This is a genomic window from Celerinatantimonas sediminis, assembly GCF_046054195.1.
Taxonomy (GTDB): domain Bacteria; phylum Pseudomonadota; class Gammaproteobacteria; order Enterobacterales; family Celerinatantimonadaceae; genus Celerinatantimonas.
In genome coordinates this window covers 148,492-162,888 of sequence record NZ_JBEQCS010000004.1, presented here as the reverse complement: position 1 = coordinate 162,888, position 14,397 = coordinate 148,492, and the positions used below count along the sequence as shown (strand labels likewise).

The 14,397-nt window shown below is 39.2% G+C and carries 17 protein-coding genes; 7 read left to right on the top strand and 10 right to left on the bottom strand.

Features of this window, described 5'->3' with window-relative positions; translation table 11 throughout:
• Positions 1–26: 26 nt before the first annotated feature.
• A complete protein-coding gene (locus tag ABTQ23_RS07105; protein ID WP_408614979.1) occupies positions 27–626 on the top strand; it encodes a glutathione S-transferase family protein in 600 nt (199 codons plus the stop codon).
• Between the two features lie 1,329 nt (positions 627–1,955).
• On the opposite strand, the gene ABTQ23_RS07100 is transcribed toward ABTQ23_RS07105, so the two are convergent.
• Together ABTQ23_RS07100 and ABTQ23_RS07095 are read right to left on the bottom strand one after the other, a co-directional pair.
• Positions 1,956–2,216 carry a biotin/lipoyl-containing protein gene (locus ABTQ23_RS07100; protein WP_408614978.1) on the bottom strand — a complete coding sequence of 87 codons (261 nt, stop codon included), beginning with the start codon at positions 2,214–2,216 and terminating at the stop codon, positions 1,956–1,958.
• A 413-nt stretch (positions 2,217–2,629) separates the two neighbouring features.
• On the bottom strand, positions 2,630–3,091 hold the full coding sequence (locus ABTQ23_RS07095; protein WP_408614977.1) for a hypothetical protein: 462 nt from the start codon (positions 3,089–3,091) through the stop codon (positions 2,630–2,632).
• 621 nt (positions 3,092–3,712) lie between these two features.
• On the opposite strand from ABTQ23_RS07095, the gene ABTQ23_RS07090 reads away from it, so the two are divergent.
• Entirely contained in the window at positions 3,713–3,925 is a 213-nt protein-coding gene (locus ABTQ23_RS07090) for a cold-shock protein (protein ID WP_408614976.1), read from the top strand.
• 146 nt (positions 3,926–4,071) lie between these two features.
• On the opposite strand, the gene ABTQ23_RS07085 is transcribed toward ABTQ23_RS07090, so the two are convergent.
• Complete coding sequence (locus tag ABTQ23_RS07085) at positions 4,072–4,293, bottom strand: hypothetical protein (RefSeq protein WP_408614975.1); 222 nt, start codon at positions 4,291–4,293, stop codon at positions 4,072–4,074.
• A gap of 391 nt (positions 4,294–4,684) precedes the next feature.
• Between ABTQ23_RS07085 and ABTQ23_RS07080 the strand changes: the two genes are divergently transcribed.
• Positions 4,685–5,146, top strand: a complete 462-nt coding sequence (locus tag ABTQ23_RS07080; RefSeq protein WP_408614974.1) for a YbaK/EbsC family protein — start codon at positions 4,685–4,687, stop codon at positions 5,144–5,146.
• A gap of 48 nt (positions 5,147–5,194) precedes the next feature.
• On the opposite strand, the gene ABTQ23_RS07075 is transcribed toward ABTQ23_RS07080, so the two are convergent.
• Both ABTQ23_RS07075 and ABTQ23_RS07070 read right to left on the bottom strand, forming a co-directional pair.
• Positions 5,195–5,512: a DUF496 family protein gene (locus tag ABTQ23_RS07075; protein ID WP_408614973.1), complete on the bottom strand. Its 318-nt coding sequence runs from the start codon at positions 5,510–5,512 to the stop codon at positions 5,195–5,197.
• 150 nt (positions 5,513–5,662) lie between these two features.
• Complete coding sequence (locus tag ABTQ23_RS07070; RefSeq protein WP_408614971.1) at positions 5,663–6,895, bottom strand: HD-GYP domain-containing protein; 1,233 nt, start codon at positions 6,893–6,895, stop codon at positions 5,663–5,665.
• Between the two features lie 216 nt (positions 6,896–7,111).
• Between ABTQ23_RS07070 and ABTQ23_RS07065 the strand changes: the two genes are divergently transcribed.
• From ABTQ23_RS07065 to ABTQ23_RS07055, 3 genes are all read left to right on the top strand, one after another.
• A complete protein-coding gene (locus tag ABTQ23_RS07065) occupies positions 7,112–7,735 on the top strand; it encodes a flavin prenyltransferase UbiX (protein WP_408614970.1) in 624 nt (207 codons plus the stop codon).
• A 2-nt stretch (positions 7,736–7,737) separates the two neighbouring features.
• On the top strand, positions 7,738–8,727 hold the full coding sequence (locus ABTQ23_RS07060; protein WP_408614969.1) for a YbgA family protein: 990 nt from the start codon (positions 7,738–7,740) through the stop codon (positions 8,725–8,727).
• Between the two features lie 123 nt (positions 8,728–8,850).
• Positions 8,851–10,389 carry a PIN domain-containing protein gene (locus tag ABTQ23_RS07055; protein ID WP_408614968.1) on the top strand — a complete coding sequence of 513 codons (1,539 nt, stop codon included), beginning with the start codon at positions 8,851–8,853 and terminating at the stop codon, positions 10,387–10,389.
• A gap of 60 nt (positions 10,390–10,449) precedes the next feature.
• Here ABTQ23_RS07055 and fur read toward each other — a convergent pair whose 3' ends face one another.
• The 5 genes from fur to ABTQ23_RS07030 form a co-directional block, all read right to left on the bottom strand.
• On the bottom strand, positions 10,450–10,881 hold the full coding sequence (gene fur / locus ABTQ23_RS07050) for a ferric iron uptake transcriptional regulator (protein ID WP_408614967.1): 432 nt from the start codon (positions 10,879–10,881) through the stop codon (positions 10,450–10,452).
• Positions 10,882–11,108: 227 nt separating this feature from the next.
• Positions 11,109–11,774 (bottom strand): transglycosylase SLT domain-containing protein, encoded by a 666-nt coding sequence (locus ABTQ23_RS07045; RefSeq protein WP_408614966.1) that lies wholly within the window; start codon positions 11,772–11,774, stop codon positions 11,109–11,111.
• A gap of 116 nt (positions 11,775–11,890) precedes the next feature.
• The gene (gene fldA / locus ABTQ23_RS07040) at positions 11,891–12,418 is read right to left on the bottom strand and encodes a flavodoxin FldA (protein WP_408614965.1); all 528 of its coding nucleotides are present in this window, start codon (positions 12,416–12,418) and stop codon (positions 11,891–11,893) included.
• 15 nt (positions 12,419–12,433) lie between these two features.
• Positions 12,434–12,727 carry a LexA regulated protein gene (gene ybfE / locus ABTQ23_RS07035; RefSeq protein WP_408614964.1) on the bottom strand — a complete coding sequence of 98 codons (294 nt, stop codon included), beginning with the start codon at positions 12,725–12,727 and terminating at the stop codon, positions 12,434–12,436.
• A gap of 156 nt (positions 12,728–12,883) precedes the next feature.
• Positions 12,884–13,672, bottom strand: a complete 789-nt coding sequence (locus tag ABTQ23_RS07030) for an alpha/beta fold hydrolase (protein ID WP_408614963.1) — start codon at positions 13,670–13,672, stop codon at positions 12,884–12,886.
• A gap of 188 nt (positions 13,673–13,860) precedes the next feature.
• Between ABTQ23_RS07030 and seqA the strand changes: the two genes are divergently transcribed.
• A complete protein-coding gene (gene seqA, locus ABTQ23_RS07025) occupies positions 13,861–14,355 on the top strand; it encodes a replication initiation negative regulator SeqA (RefSeq protein ID WP_408614962.1) in 495 nt (164 codons plus the stop codon).
• Positions 14,356–14,397: the final 42 nt, after the last annotated feature.

Genomic DNA, 14,397 nt, shown 5'->3' with positions numbered 1-14,397 from the left:
CGTATAAAGTTATCGATAGGGGAAATATGACGATCATTTTGTATAGCGCTAAAGGTTCGAATAGTGCTCAACGGGTGGAATGGGTTTTAAATTATAAAGCAGTTCATTACCGCCGAGTTGAAGTATCCAGTCGAGAGTTAGCGACAACATACCTAACTATCAACCCCTTTGGTTATGTCCCCGCTTTATCTATTGATGGCTTAATCTTGTCAGAGTCGATGGCTATTATTGAGTATATTGAACAGCGGTTTACTCAAAACTCGCTGCTTGGTGAATCGCTTGGTATGAGAGCATCGGTTCGCAGGATATGTGAATACGTAAATTCAACGATTCATTCAGCACAAAATCGAACAGTGCTGAATTTTCTGCGTCCTGAGTTGGATTCTATTTTAAAACGCCGGCTTCGGGGTGAATGGATTTCTAAATGTCTTAACGGCCTGCATTCGGAGCTTTGTCTTGATTCTGGTTTCGCTGTAGGGACTCACTTTAGCCTTGCTGATATTTTTGTTGCCCTAATTTATAAAAAAACACTGCAGCATGGATCTCACAATTTGCCTTTTTATGATACTCATTTACGATATATCCGAGATTTTCCCTTAGCTAAGCAATCAGAGCCAATGGCATAGAGTTACAATAAAATGTAATCGGTTGTTATCAATTTTGTGAGAAAAAACAGGTGTATCACAGTGATACACCTATAAAAAATAGTTGTTTTAATTAAGCTTGTTACATATATTTTGTTTGTCTTTGCTACTGACAATGCCTAACTTAAGATGTTTGGATTATTGCCAAAAAACCCACAAATTTACAGTAATTTTGGATAATTGAATTAGATAAAGATCACAAAAATTGGGTTGCCATTAGGAATATGGCAGATAAATAAAATATTATTTTGATTTCAACAGAATAGCCTTTTATTTATAGATGGCTCCGGGGTTTTTCCTAGTGAGAAAGGTGTGATTTAATCATAAATCTAAAGAAATACCTCAAATGGATGAGACATTTCTAATCAAGATAATGCTAATGTAGCGAGGCTTGTTACTATTTTTGCTTGTCCTTGCTGACGACGCCGGCGCTGTTTGCCGGTTTTTTGTTGCGCTCTTTTTGACTTAACACCTTATTTTTTAGTCTCTTTAACTATTTCTTACGATAGTAGCGTTAATTTTTCACAATAAATTCATTAAGTTATTAATTTGACTTCGGTATGGTTAATCGTCTTTTGATATTGATTGTGTAAAAAGTGTTTAATATATCTATAGTTAGTTGATTTAAAAAAAGAGGGTATCAGACAGATACCCTAAATTAGTTATTTTAAATTGCTTGTTGCCTATATTTTGGCAGTCTATTGCTCATGACAATATATGACCCATTAAGCATTGGGTTCTTTTTTGTCATTTTATAAACGATAAAGCATATAATTACTAGTACTTTATGCTTAATTAGAATAGCTTATATTTTAATTGTATCATCCAAAAAACGAGAATTGCCCCATTTGGGTGACATATTCTATGTGTCGTAATGCTAATGTATTAGTGCTTGTTACTATTTTGTTTGTCTTGCTTATAACATCCCGGCTTTTATGCCGGGTTTTTTTGTTCATCATATAAAGTATATGGAACAATAAGTTGTGATATTAAAAATGGCTCAACTAGTTATCTAAATTTAAGTACTTAGGGCGCATACAAGATAATTCTTGATGTAATGGCTGAACCCTCTTTAAGCAAAGCATTTACCCTACAGAATCGTAGATACAAAAGATGTTACTTCTATCACAGTTTATTTTGTTCAACAAAATATACCATACAAGTTGTACTGATCATCCATGAATCGTTTCACTTTTCTGTAGTCTCCTTCGTTGGTCATTCTTTTACCCATTGATTTATAAAGCTAAAAAGAGGGTAGTTTAGTTAGTACAATTACAGCTGCTAAATGGGAACTGTACCAAAGGAGCGCTGTTATTTTTCTTCAAACATTTCAGCGATTGCAATCAGAGAGCCCGCATGAATAGCATCATCCAATGCTGCGACTGCAATTTGCAGTATGCCGTTGATTGGTGATTTAAGCGCAATACGTTGTTTTGAATGGATTATTTCTATTTCGATATAGTCATTACCTTTTATTAAATTTTGTCCTGGTGTGATTAACCACTGAACTATTTTGGCTTTAGCTATTTCGGGCAGTTTTGGCGCGTGGATGGTGATAGCTTTGCTTGTCATTATTTATCCTGTCTATGCAGTACCTTAGCCAATAGATGGCTGGTTCATTATTAAAATATTGCAATGGCTTCAGGGGAATGATCATTTTTGCGATCATAAAATGATCATTTGTAAATTTATATGCCTTTATAATCAATAAGTTGTAATTATAACTTAGCATTATTGTTAAAATATAGGAAGTGTTTGCTTATTTTATTAACCGGTGACATGAAAAACTCTTGGATTGATCAGAAACGCCCATCGCCAATAAGTTATCTGTAATTCTTAAAAAGTACGGTTATTAAATGAGGAGTGTTATTCATTGCTTTGGTCCGTTTTCTTTATATCGAAAAAAGATGGTCTGTGGTGTCAAAGCCTGCTTCTATTGAAGCAGGCCTTTTAGGCACGAGAACTGGAAATAGTTTCTATATGGGCTAATTTATTTCTTGTTCTTGTTCTTGTTCTTGTTCTTGTTCTTGTTCAGGATCAGCTAGTTGCTCTGAATCATCATATGCACAGGTTTGAAACGTATTATCGGCTCCTTGTGTGCATGTGCTGGCGCCACAACCGGTAAATGTTCCATAGAACTGGAAGTGATAGGTGGCATTTTCATCGAGCCCAGTTAGAGTCGCTGTGCAGGTAGCAACGCCGTTTATAAATGCGGTGCAAGTTGCTTGCTGTTGTTGCCCATATGCAGCAGTTTTTCCATAATTAAATAATTCACCGCTAAGCTGTGGACCTGTAGATGCAGCTGTTCCAACTAAGGTGACATTATCTGGAGAAAAACACGCAGATGCGGTGTTAAATGCTGCACCCGCGATAGCTCCTGAACTGATAGCCATGAAACTAATAAACAAAATACCAGCACTTAATTTTCTTTGATTATGAACTGACATTTTAAATATATCCTATGATGTTTTCTGATCCTAAGGCTTCTCAGAGCATGCCCCGTTTTTTGGTGGTTTCTGGGCTCCACAAATGTATCTGTTCTAGCCACAGATAAACTCAATTGGATGTCTGTCTAGGTGAGGCTAATAGTCAGGTATAGGTATCGCATGTCAGCGACTAAGCCAAATAGTTGCCAGAAAGAGGCTCTCAATGGCTTGCACGCGCTGGTTTAGATATGTTGGGTATGTGAAATCTTCCAGAGATGGATAAAGAATCAATAGAGCATATATAGCTATAGGCGAAAGTGAAATAACCAAGTTTAAGAGTTTTTATTAAAAAATATAACTTTTTGTAAAATATAGAAATTAATCTAATTTTTACAAATCAGGATAGTTTGTTTCGGTAAGTAAACAAAGTCCTATAATTTTGCTATTTATAAATGAAAAAATAGTTGACTTCGATAACATTCACACCTATGCTTTAGGCAGCTTAAAAGTAAGTCCAAAGTTTAAAATCTCCATTACGTAGCATTTTGTTGTACTTCGTCCTGTAGTTTCTAAATTCCAATTTATTTTTCCGCTTGTCGCCATGAAAATGGTTTTATTTAATGATTAATACAGGATATGAATATGTCTAATACAATTACTGGTACAGTAAAATGGTTCAATGAATCTAAAGGTTTTGGTTTTATTGAACAAGCTTCAGGCCCTGATGTTTTTGCTCACTACAGCAACATCACTGGTAATGGTTTCAAAACTTTAACTGAAGGCCAAAAAGTACAGTTCATCGTAACTGCTGGTAAAAAAGGTCCTCAGGCAGAAAATATTGAACCAATTCAATAAGTAATTATATCCGTTTGACATAAGTTTCTCCCGAACTTAAGAACTTATGTTGAGTTGGAAAGATAAGCAGACTTTAGGGTCTGCTTTTTTGTGGGTAATTGTTAGACATTGAATGAAGTACTAGCCATAGACTTAATGCAAATTTACTAATCTAGTTTTCCTTTTATCATATGTTGTTTTCCGTAAGACTCTCTCACAAGCAAGCTGATCCTGCGGTCAATTTTGGCCCGTCGTTCACTTAGTGCTGAAATTTGCTGCAACTGGGTCTCATTTGTTGCTGGTAAGAGCGGTTTTATTTTTGACCATATCTGGTTAAATTCATCAATTAAACTGACTATTTCATCGGATAAAATCAGATTCGTTTGCATGACACACCTTTGGGAGTAAGGTTATTCATCACTTTCACTAAAAGAGTAAGATATCACTTCTTATTCTAATATGATTTATATCAAAATCCATTAAATCAACAGGGTGTTTTAATGATTTTATTATTTGATATTTCTAATGAATGCCATTCTAGTTAAATAAAATAGTAATAAGTGTGAGTAAATATATACTTTTGGCTGGTTTATTTAATAAGCAGAATAGGTACTATAAATATTCTTGAGTTGTCATATAAGTTTCATTTATCTATACCAAAACTTAGACTATTGAAAATCTTGTTATAAAAATATATGTTTATAAATTAAGTCAGATAGTTATTTATTACTTGCAGAAATGCCTATGTAATATTTCTTTGTATAGGTTATGGAGATAAAGATGTCGCTTGAAGCAGTAAAAGAATATTTTGGCCAGTATCATCTTGATGAACGAATTGTCACGCTCGAGGATTCAACTGCAACGGTTGAAGAGGCTGCGCTTGCTCACCACGTTGATCCGGATCAGATTGCAAAAACACTCTCATTTAAACTCGACGACCAACCCATTTTAGTTGTTGTTGCGGGGAATTCGAAAATTGATAACAAAAAATATAAAGAGCAATTTTCTAAGAAAGCAAAAATGTTGAAACCTGATGAGGTTGTGACACAAACCGGTCATGTTATCGGTGGGGTTTGTCCTTTTGGCCTTAAAAATGAGATGAATATCTACTTGGATGTGTCGCTTAAAAAGTATCCTGAAGTGATCCCCGCTGCTGGCGACCCGCATTCAGCAATCCGTTTATCGCTTGGTGAACTAGAACGTTACTCAAATTATCAGTCGTGGGTTGATGTGTGTAAATAAATTTAAGTTAGACTAAAAAGCCGCTCAGGTGAGCGGCTTTTTGTGTAATTATTTATTCGCTTTGGCTGTGCGAATTTTACGGAACAATTCTCGACGTTCTTTTGAGAGTTCTGCATTTTGGATAGTGTATTCGTCTACCCTGTCTTCATAATCGTTTTTCATGTTTTCGATAATTGCCATCACTTCACGAAATGACATATCTTCATGAATATAATCAGATAAGTTACTCAGCAGCTCAACACGTTTGCGGTTATCGCGAATTTTTTTTGCAATATCAATCATATCTCGTTTGAGCTTATTACGCCGACGGGCCATAGATACGAGCTCTAACACTTGAGACATCTGCTGATTGTTCGGTTTTTCCATGAAAACTCCAATCTTTTCTTTATTAAAATGATCACTCTAAATCTAGATACGACTAATGTACCTTTTCTTGCTCAAAGGGCAAAGGGGATTGAGGAATATTTTATTGATATGTCGCAAATAACGATATTTTAAAGCTAAAAGAGAAACTTGTTAGCTTTGTCGTCCATACAAATAACCAATCCGAAAATGAGCCCACCGTTGTGCAATGTCGGCCGGTAGAGCTGTCTCGGGCAGTGTTTTAGCAATTGCAGTTGAGATGAATTGTAAGTTTTCAATGGGAATGTCTTCAAATTCTTGGGTAAATGGAGTGCTGAGTTGTTTGATAAACGGTTTAAGTTTGTCATCGTGATTGCTAACACTAACTAAAGCCAGCTTGGCGTTTTCCAATTGAACGATAGTCCCAGGTGGATAAACGCCCAAGGCGTTAGCAAGCGCTTCCACAATAGTTTTATTAAATAGCTTGTCTGAATGTTTCAGCAGCACGGCAATTGCCAGTTGTGGTGGAATTGGTTTTTGCCAAGGATTGGGATTGATCAGTGTTTCATAGTAGTCCGTCACATGCAGCAGTTGAGCGTGTTCGCTAATCTGTATGGCTGATAACCCTTTGGGATAACCACTACCATCGAGTCGTTCATGATGCATCGCAACGAGCTCTATGACCTGTGGCGGAAAGTTTTGATTCTTTTTTAACAATTCGATGCTGTAGCCCACATGTGCCTGATAATAGTTTTTTTCTGCGGTATTGAGCGCTTCCTTTTTATTACGAATCTGGAAAGGGACTCGCAACATTCCGATATCTTGGATCAATGCCGCCAGAGCCACGCTCTGTGTTGCCTCCAGAGAAAAACCGAGTGTTCTGGACACTAAAATTGCTAAAACACACACATTGATACTGCGATTGAATAAATTATCATCTTGTTTGGCATTTAAAATTAGATAAACATTTGGTTTTAACTGGCTTTCAAAAATAGGTGTACAGAGCTTTTCGACACAATGTAGCAGCTCTGTATAAGAGAGTACGGGTTGGGATGTAAAGTGAGCCATCGCATTTTTTAGGATCCCCACCTGATCAACATACCAGCGAGCCGTTTGTCGCTGATGTTTTTTCTCCTGCTGACTAAATAGCTCTGCTTCACTGACTTGTGGTAGCTGGTCATCGATTGAGTCATAAACAATAGGCGGAGGCAGAAGTGACTCTCGCACATTCGATTTTGCCAGATTTACCTCAATCTCACTAAAGGGCAGATTTTGTAAAACAATCAACTCCTCTTCGTTTCTGATTTTAAAATTATTAAAGAGAAAAGGGTGATTGGTCCAACCAATCGGAAGACAGACATAATGGCCAACTTCAAGTTTATTGAGTGGCAATTTGGTAACCGACATAACTTATACTCCGGTGCCAATGACCAATGAAATGTTAGTCACATAAATAAACTGCAACTTATTCAGCGTGTTGCTATTACTATAGTGTGGGATTAGCGATTTATCGAAAAATCGAGCTGAATCGATGTGTTTTTAGCGTTCATTGCAAGTCTGCTTGGCCTTTGGCTTCTATTTTGGCAGACTTAAACAGGTTTCTTTTTTTGATAGGGTTTGGCGTTGCAAGCAATTACATTAGCGATTACCGGGGCATCAGGGGCACCGTATGCACTGCGTTTATTAGAGACTTTAATTAGTGCCAATCGGCAAGTTTATTTATTGCTAAGCTCTGCGGCGAAGGTCGTTTTGGCCACAGAAGCCGCGCAAAAATGGCCATCATCTGATGAGCAATTTGACAAGTTGATGTGTGAGCAATTTCACGCTCAAAGTGGGCAAGTAGTACGCCTTGGTAAGGAGCAGTGGTTTTCGCCAGTTGCCTCGGGTTCTTCGGCACCTAAACAGATGGTTGTTTGTCCCTGTAGCATGGGAACTTTGTCTGCAATTTGTCAGGGCAGTTCCGATAACTTAATTGAGCGCGCAGCTGATGTAGTGATTAAAGAGCGTGGCCATCTGATATTGGTCCCAAGAGAGATGCCATTGTCAGCGATTCATCTAGAAAATATGCTTAAGCTTGCCCGTCTTGGGGTCGACATTATGCCAGCAGCTCCAGGGTTTTATCACCAGCCGCAAACGATTAACGATTTGATTGATCATGTGGTTGGACGGATTCTCGATCATCTCGGTATTGATCAGTCAATTATGCCTGCTTGGGGATACGATGGCTGTCGTATAAATGGAGAATAAATTTGGTTGATACGTTCAATGATGAGCAAAGCTCTCAGTCATCACAAGCGCTGATTAATCTCGGAGTCAGTGCTTGTTTAATGGGAGAGAAAGTCCGCTATGATGGCGGCCATAAAAAGTGCGATTTTCTTTTAGACAAACTTCATCCTTGGGTTCGTATTACGCCGTTTTGTCCCGAAGTGAAAGCTGGCCTTGGTATTCCTCGTCCTGCTATTCGCTTAGCTCAAATTGATGAACAGCTGCGAGTTGTCGGTACGAAAGACGCTACTGTTGACGTCACTGATGCGCTCAATCGTGCTAGTGATGATCTTTGTCTGCAGGCTCAAGGTTTAACGGGATTTTTATTTTGTGCTAAATCACCGAGTTGTGGCATGGAACGGGTCAAGGTTTATGATGAAAAAGGAAATCCGCTAGTTTCAACTCGCGGGGGAATTTTTGCTGATAAAATTCGCCATCAATATCCTCTTTTACCATGTGAAGAAAACGGGCGTCTCAATGATGACTTACTTAGAAATAGTTTCTTAACTCGGCTCTTTTGTTATGCTCGCTGGCAAGCCATGTTACGTGAAGGATTAAATGGCGCGCAGTTACTTGATTTTCACAGTCGCCATAAATATTTGTTACTTGCCCATAGTGAGCGATATTATCGAGAAGCTGGTAAAGTGCTGGCCAACCTTAAAGCACGGCCGATTGAAGTGATTGCTCAAGATTACCTAACACTCTTAATGACAGGTTTAGCCTGCGTTGCTACGCGTAAAAAACATACCAATGTGCTGATGCATATTCAGGGCTACTTTAAAAAACATTTAGAAAAATCAGATAAGCAAGCGCTCACGCAGATGATTTTGCGTTATCAGCAGGGGCTGTTACCTCTGGCTTCACCCATTGAAATTTTAAAGCATCACTTACGTCACTATCCGGACGACTATCTGCAGATCCAATATTATTTTTCGCCATTTCCTGCGCAATTAAATACAAGCTCTGTTATTTGATTCAGGTTTGCTCTGTTTAAAGTGTGGCTTTTATTTGGCTAATTAACAGCAAAATGTCGCAATACGAGCGCTAACTTTTCTATCATTACTAAGAGGAGAGATAGATACCGCAGGAGGCGCGCGATGAGAGTGTTGATTGACTTAGACCATTTCATTTTCGATTCTTGGGATTTCTTGTTCCCCGCAGACCCTGAAAATCTATTTACAGCTTTGCATCAAGTCAATGCGACGGTCTGCTTTTATCCGGTATTTAACGATACAGTTTGCGCCCAATACTTTATGCATGTCTTAATTCCGCTGTTGAATCGATATAAAATTCATTATGTGAATTTGCAACAGGAGCATAAAACAGCTCGAGCTTTGCGCCAATTTACCGACTACGATGGTGATCACCATGGTCGATGTTTAGATTCTCAGCTACTTAATCAACTCTATGGTGAGAAAGTTGATTTTCTCATTAGTGAGTCGGGCGAAATCAAGCGCAAAGCAAAATTGTTGAATCTTTATGAATATGTCTATGACGCGGATGAATTTTTGGAAAAATTAGTCGCAGAGCGACGTTTGCCACCAGCGAATTTAGACGTCACGTTGCAAAAACAATACATGCATGAGGTCAATTTTAACCAAGTCTTCTTTGAAAGTTTTCGTAATGATTATAACGATTTCGATGATTGGGTACGCGATAAATCGAAAGCCAACGAATTTGCGTATGTTGCTCAAACCTCTCAGAAAAAGATCCTCGCATTTTTATGTCTAGATGTAGAGATCTTCGATGATTGTCCGCGCTTTGTAACGCCTGAAATGCCAGCGAAAAAACGGCTTCGAATCGCCTCTATGAAAGTGGCAAGCAATGGCTTTAAGCTCGCAGAGCGAATGATGCGGATTGTTTTTGAAGCGGCTAAAACACATCAAGTGGATGAAATATATATTGAAATTTTCAATCACGGGAAGGGTAAATTACGGTTGATTGAACTATTGCAAAAGTGGGGCTTTTCGCTTTATGGGCACCGACAACATGCAAATAATTTTATGGAAGAGGTGTTAGTGCGCCCGCTATATCGAGGTGAAATACAAAGCACGGGGACACTCAGCCAGATTTATCCCTGCACACTCAGTAGTGCTAGGGGATGGTTGGTTCCGATTCGAGAAAGCTATTATGAACAACTTTTTTCATCGGATGTGACAAGCTATCTAGGGCAGCCTCATCATATAGAGTATTTTCCCCAGAATAATGCATTAACTAAGTTGTTGATTACTCGAATTGCTCCGGCTGAGTTGCAATCAGCGGATATTCTGTTTTTCTTGTGCCGGCATGTTAATGGCGCGATTCTTTCACATATTGCAGTAGTGGTTGAAATCAACACGCAGATGCAAAACGAAAAACAATTTATCGAGTATTGTCGTAAATACAGTGTGCTCAGTGATACTCAGCTGCGCTCACATTGGTATTCAAGCCATTTACAACCCGCGGTGATTCGTTTTTTAGATCTTGGTGAATTGCCGCGTACATTGTATGAATCAGATATTGAAAAGTTAGGGCTTTTCTCGAAAATGCCGCAACATATGGAAAAGTTAACCGCTCGAAATTTACGAATATTATTGAGAGCGACTCATATTGAATTCCCAGTTTTAGCCGAGCATTGCGAACAAACGGTACTCTAAGAAAAACAAAAGCCACTTTTAAAAGTGGCTTTTAATCGATGAGAAAGCTCTAGCGAATAACTATTTTTTATGATGCGGACAACTGTCATCAATACAGTTTCCGTACAAATAAAGACTGTGATTGGTCAATTGGATATGATGCTCATCAGCAATCATTTTTTGCCGTTGTTCAATCAGCTCATCGCGAAACTCAATAACTTTCCCACAATCAAGACACACCAAATGATCATGATGGTGTTGACTGTTTAATTCAAAGACAGACTTGCCACCTTCAAAATGATGGCGAGTGACAATGCCTGCATCATCAAATTGATTGAGTACTCGGTAAACCGTCGCCAGGCCAATTTCTTCGCCTTGATCGATCAGTTTTTTATATAGATCTTCGGCACTAATATGGGCTGAGTCTGGTTGCTGCATCAGATCAAGAATCTTGATCCGTGGCAGAGTCACTTTTAATCCGGCTTTTTTTAGTGCTTGGTTGTTATCTGGCATATAAAACTATTCGCTTGATTAAATGAAACGATTAGGTACCGCAAACAAGCATTATAATACTTACTTGCATACAATAGCGAAGGCTTTTCCTAATCAACCCCAGAGTTTGTTAAATTTACCATGAAATTTTGCTAATACCTATCAATTTTACATTATTTATCGGTAAAACTGATTTAATAGCGATTCACTAAAACAAAATTATCTTAATAATCATATCTATTTGACTATTAACCAGAAAATTCATGTGTGTATAAGGCCATGATTTTTTTTACATAACGCTGGGTTTCTGGATAAGGAGGAATGCCATTATAACGACGGACCGCATTTTCGCCTGCATTATAAGCTGCCAATGCCAGTCGAGGTGAGCGAAACTCATTCAACAACATCTTTAAATAACGACTGCCAGCATCAATGTTTGCCTTTGGATCAAATGGGTTTTTAACGTTAAATCGTTTAGCGGTGGCGGGCATCAACTGCATGAGTCCCATGGCGCCTGCACGTGAGACTGCTTTATGCTGCCAGCTGGATTCAACTTCGATGACGGCTTGTAATAACTTTTGTGGCAGTTGGTAGCGAGTCGCTGCTTGGTTAACAAGTTTCGCCAAGTGGTTGCGATGAGATATGGATGGTGCCGGGGTTGTTTGAGTTTTTGTTGGTAACTGTGGTCGATGGACTAATGCTGTAGCAACTTCTTGAGTTGTATCTGCTGTTTTGATGCGAAATCGCGCTGGCATTTCACTGCCACCAGCAGAGCGCATTAACAGCTGCCATTTGTCTGAGCGCTGGGTCTGACTAAAATGCATCTGACCTTGTGCATCTTGCCAATACCATACCTCAGCAAATGCGAAAGGGACAAAACAGGTTGTTAGTAGAAAAATGAGCAAAAGCCGCATAAAACATTATCTTCAAAATATCTTTAACAGATATAGATAACGGCAAGGGGAGGGAAATATTTAACCAAAAGTTGCCCCCGAAGGAGCAAACTTTAGGATGCGATTAAAATGAAAAATTAATCGGCTAGTTCAGCGAGGCACATTTCATCATAAATTTGTTTACACCACTGCTTAACTCGTTGTTCGGTTAACTCTGGCTGACGGTCTTCATCAATGCCCAGTCCCACAAAGTGGTTATCATCAACGAGCGCTTTAGATGCTTCAAATTCGTAGCCTTCAGTCGACCAATTACCGACAATGATGGCGCCGCGAGCTTGAAGAATATCGCGAACAGTGCCCATGGCATCCAGAAAATATTCAGCATAATCTTCTTGGTCACCACAGCCAAAAATAGCCACGACTTTGTCTGAAAAATCGATTTTCTCGAGCTCTGGATAAAAATCATCCCAATCGCACTGTGATTCACCGTAATACCATGTTGGGATCCCGATGAGTAACAGCGAGTATTGTTCTATATCTTCTTTTGTCGATTTGGCAATATCATATACATCGACCATATTTTTGCCCAGTTCATTCTGAATCATCTGAGCAACGGCTTCGGTGTTACCGGTATCGCTACCGAAGAATAATCCAACGCTTGCCATAACTTATACCTGTATCTATCGTTGTGATTCTGTCATTAAGACGGCTACATGCTCAATGAGCACTTGTTCAATGAGTTCACTGCGGCTGAGTCCTTGCTCTGAGGCTAATAGATTCAGAGCGCTAAACAAATCATTACCCACTTTCAACTCGATTCGCTTGAGCCCTTTCTGGCGATCGCGGCGAAGCTGATTGCGTTTGTTAACCCTGAGTTGTTCTTTTCTCGAGAGTGGATTTGTTTTAGGCCTGCCAGCACGCTTTTCATTTGCAAACAGATCGATCGTCGTCCGATCCGTGTTTTGTTTTGCCATAAACCTACATACTAGCATTTTATCAAACCTGACAAGTCTGTCAGATTTATGCGACTACAACTTTTATCACATTATATGCTTTTTAAGGCACAACGGATGCGCTATAGCCCTCGCGTGATTTTAGATGCGGACTATAGCACAAAGCTTCTGCTCGTGTTAATTCTCTGAAGCGAAAAAATCTTTCACTAGACGATTAAATAGGCGCGGTTTTTCGGCGTGTAACCAGTGACCGGCCTGTGCGATTACTTTCAATTGGGCTCGGGGAAACTGAGTCATAATCGCTTGTTGATAACTTGCTTTTATATACTCAGAATTCTGGCCTTTAATAAATAGGGTTGGTTTTGCATAAGAGTGTTCAGAAAAAGGCCAGTCAATCATCTGAGCATAGCTTTGCTCAAGGTTATCGACATCAAATAGCCAGTGCCACTGGTCATTTTCTTTTTTTAATGACTTTAGTAGGAACTGACGAATTGAGGGCTCAGCAATATATTTATCTAGCGAGGCATCTGCATCGCGGCGATTTTCAATCGTTGCCAGATTGACGCTTTTTAGTGCGTTAAACTCTGCATTATGGCCATGTTTGTAGGCAACCGGAGCCATATCTGCAACGATAAGTTTATTAACTCGCTCTGGCGCTATAAGGGCGGTTGCCATTGCCAATTTACCGCCCATGGAATGTCCAAGTAGATGGCAGCTTTCAATGTGATGAGCATCAAGCGTTGCTAGTAGTGCCTCAACCTGCGTTTGGTATTGCATTGAAGGCAAGCGGGGCGATTGGCCATGATTTAGCGCATCAACTAAATAGACTTGGAAGGTTTCGCTAAGCTCTTTGCCGAGCGCTTTAAAATTGTCGCCGCTGCCGAACAGTCCGTGAATAAGCAATACGTTTTGTGGTGAATTTTCGAAGCCCTGATAGTTAAGTGGCTGAACGTAGAGTGGTTGCATAATTTAAATTATTTTTAGGTGTTGAGCTCTATTGTCGGTGATTGCGCTAAATGGCTCAAGGTTAAGTGTATGCGGATATAAAATTGTGAGTATTTTTCAATTGTGCGAAAACAAGTTGTCGAGAAATTTCAGTCACTATGTATAATATTTGCAATGAATTTAGAGCAGAATGGTTTATTTTTACTTAGATGAAGTCTATTGAAATTGATGAAGAACTCTATCACTACATCGCGAGCCAAACTCAGCATATAGGTGAAAGTGCATCGCAAATTTTGCGGCGATTGTTAGATGTTGACCTTAACGAATCCTCAAGCCAACTGCCACAGCAAAGCGCTCAGGATTGCCTTGAAAAGCTCCATGCCTTTACCAATAGTGAAGAATATCAAGAGATTGGTAGCTCGGTTGGGCGATTTATTGCGCTGCTAAGCTGCTTATATCAAAGCGATCCGCAGGCATTTACCCATGCCAGCGAAATAAAAGGTAGCAAACGAGTTTACTTTGCAACCAGTGAACAAGAGTTGCTTGCAACGGGAAAAACGACCAATCCTAAAGCGATTCCACAGTCGCCATTTTGGGTGATCACCAATACCAATACTGGGCGTAAGCGGTTAATTTTATCGCAACTGATGGATTCAATGGGCTATGGGAAAAACGATATAGAGTCTGTTGTCAGTACTATTTAATATTCGTATAACGAATAGTTACCTTATTAACGGGAAATATCA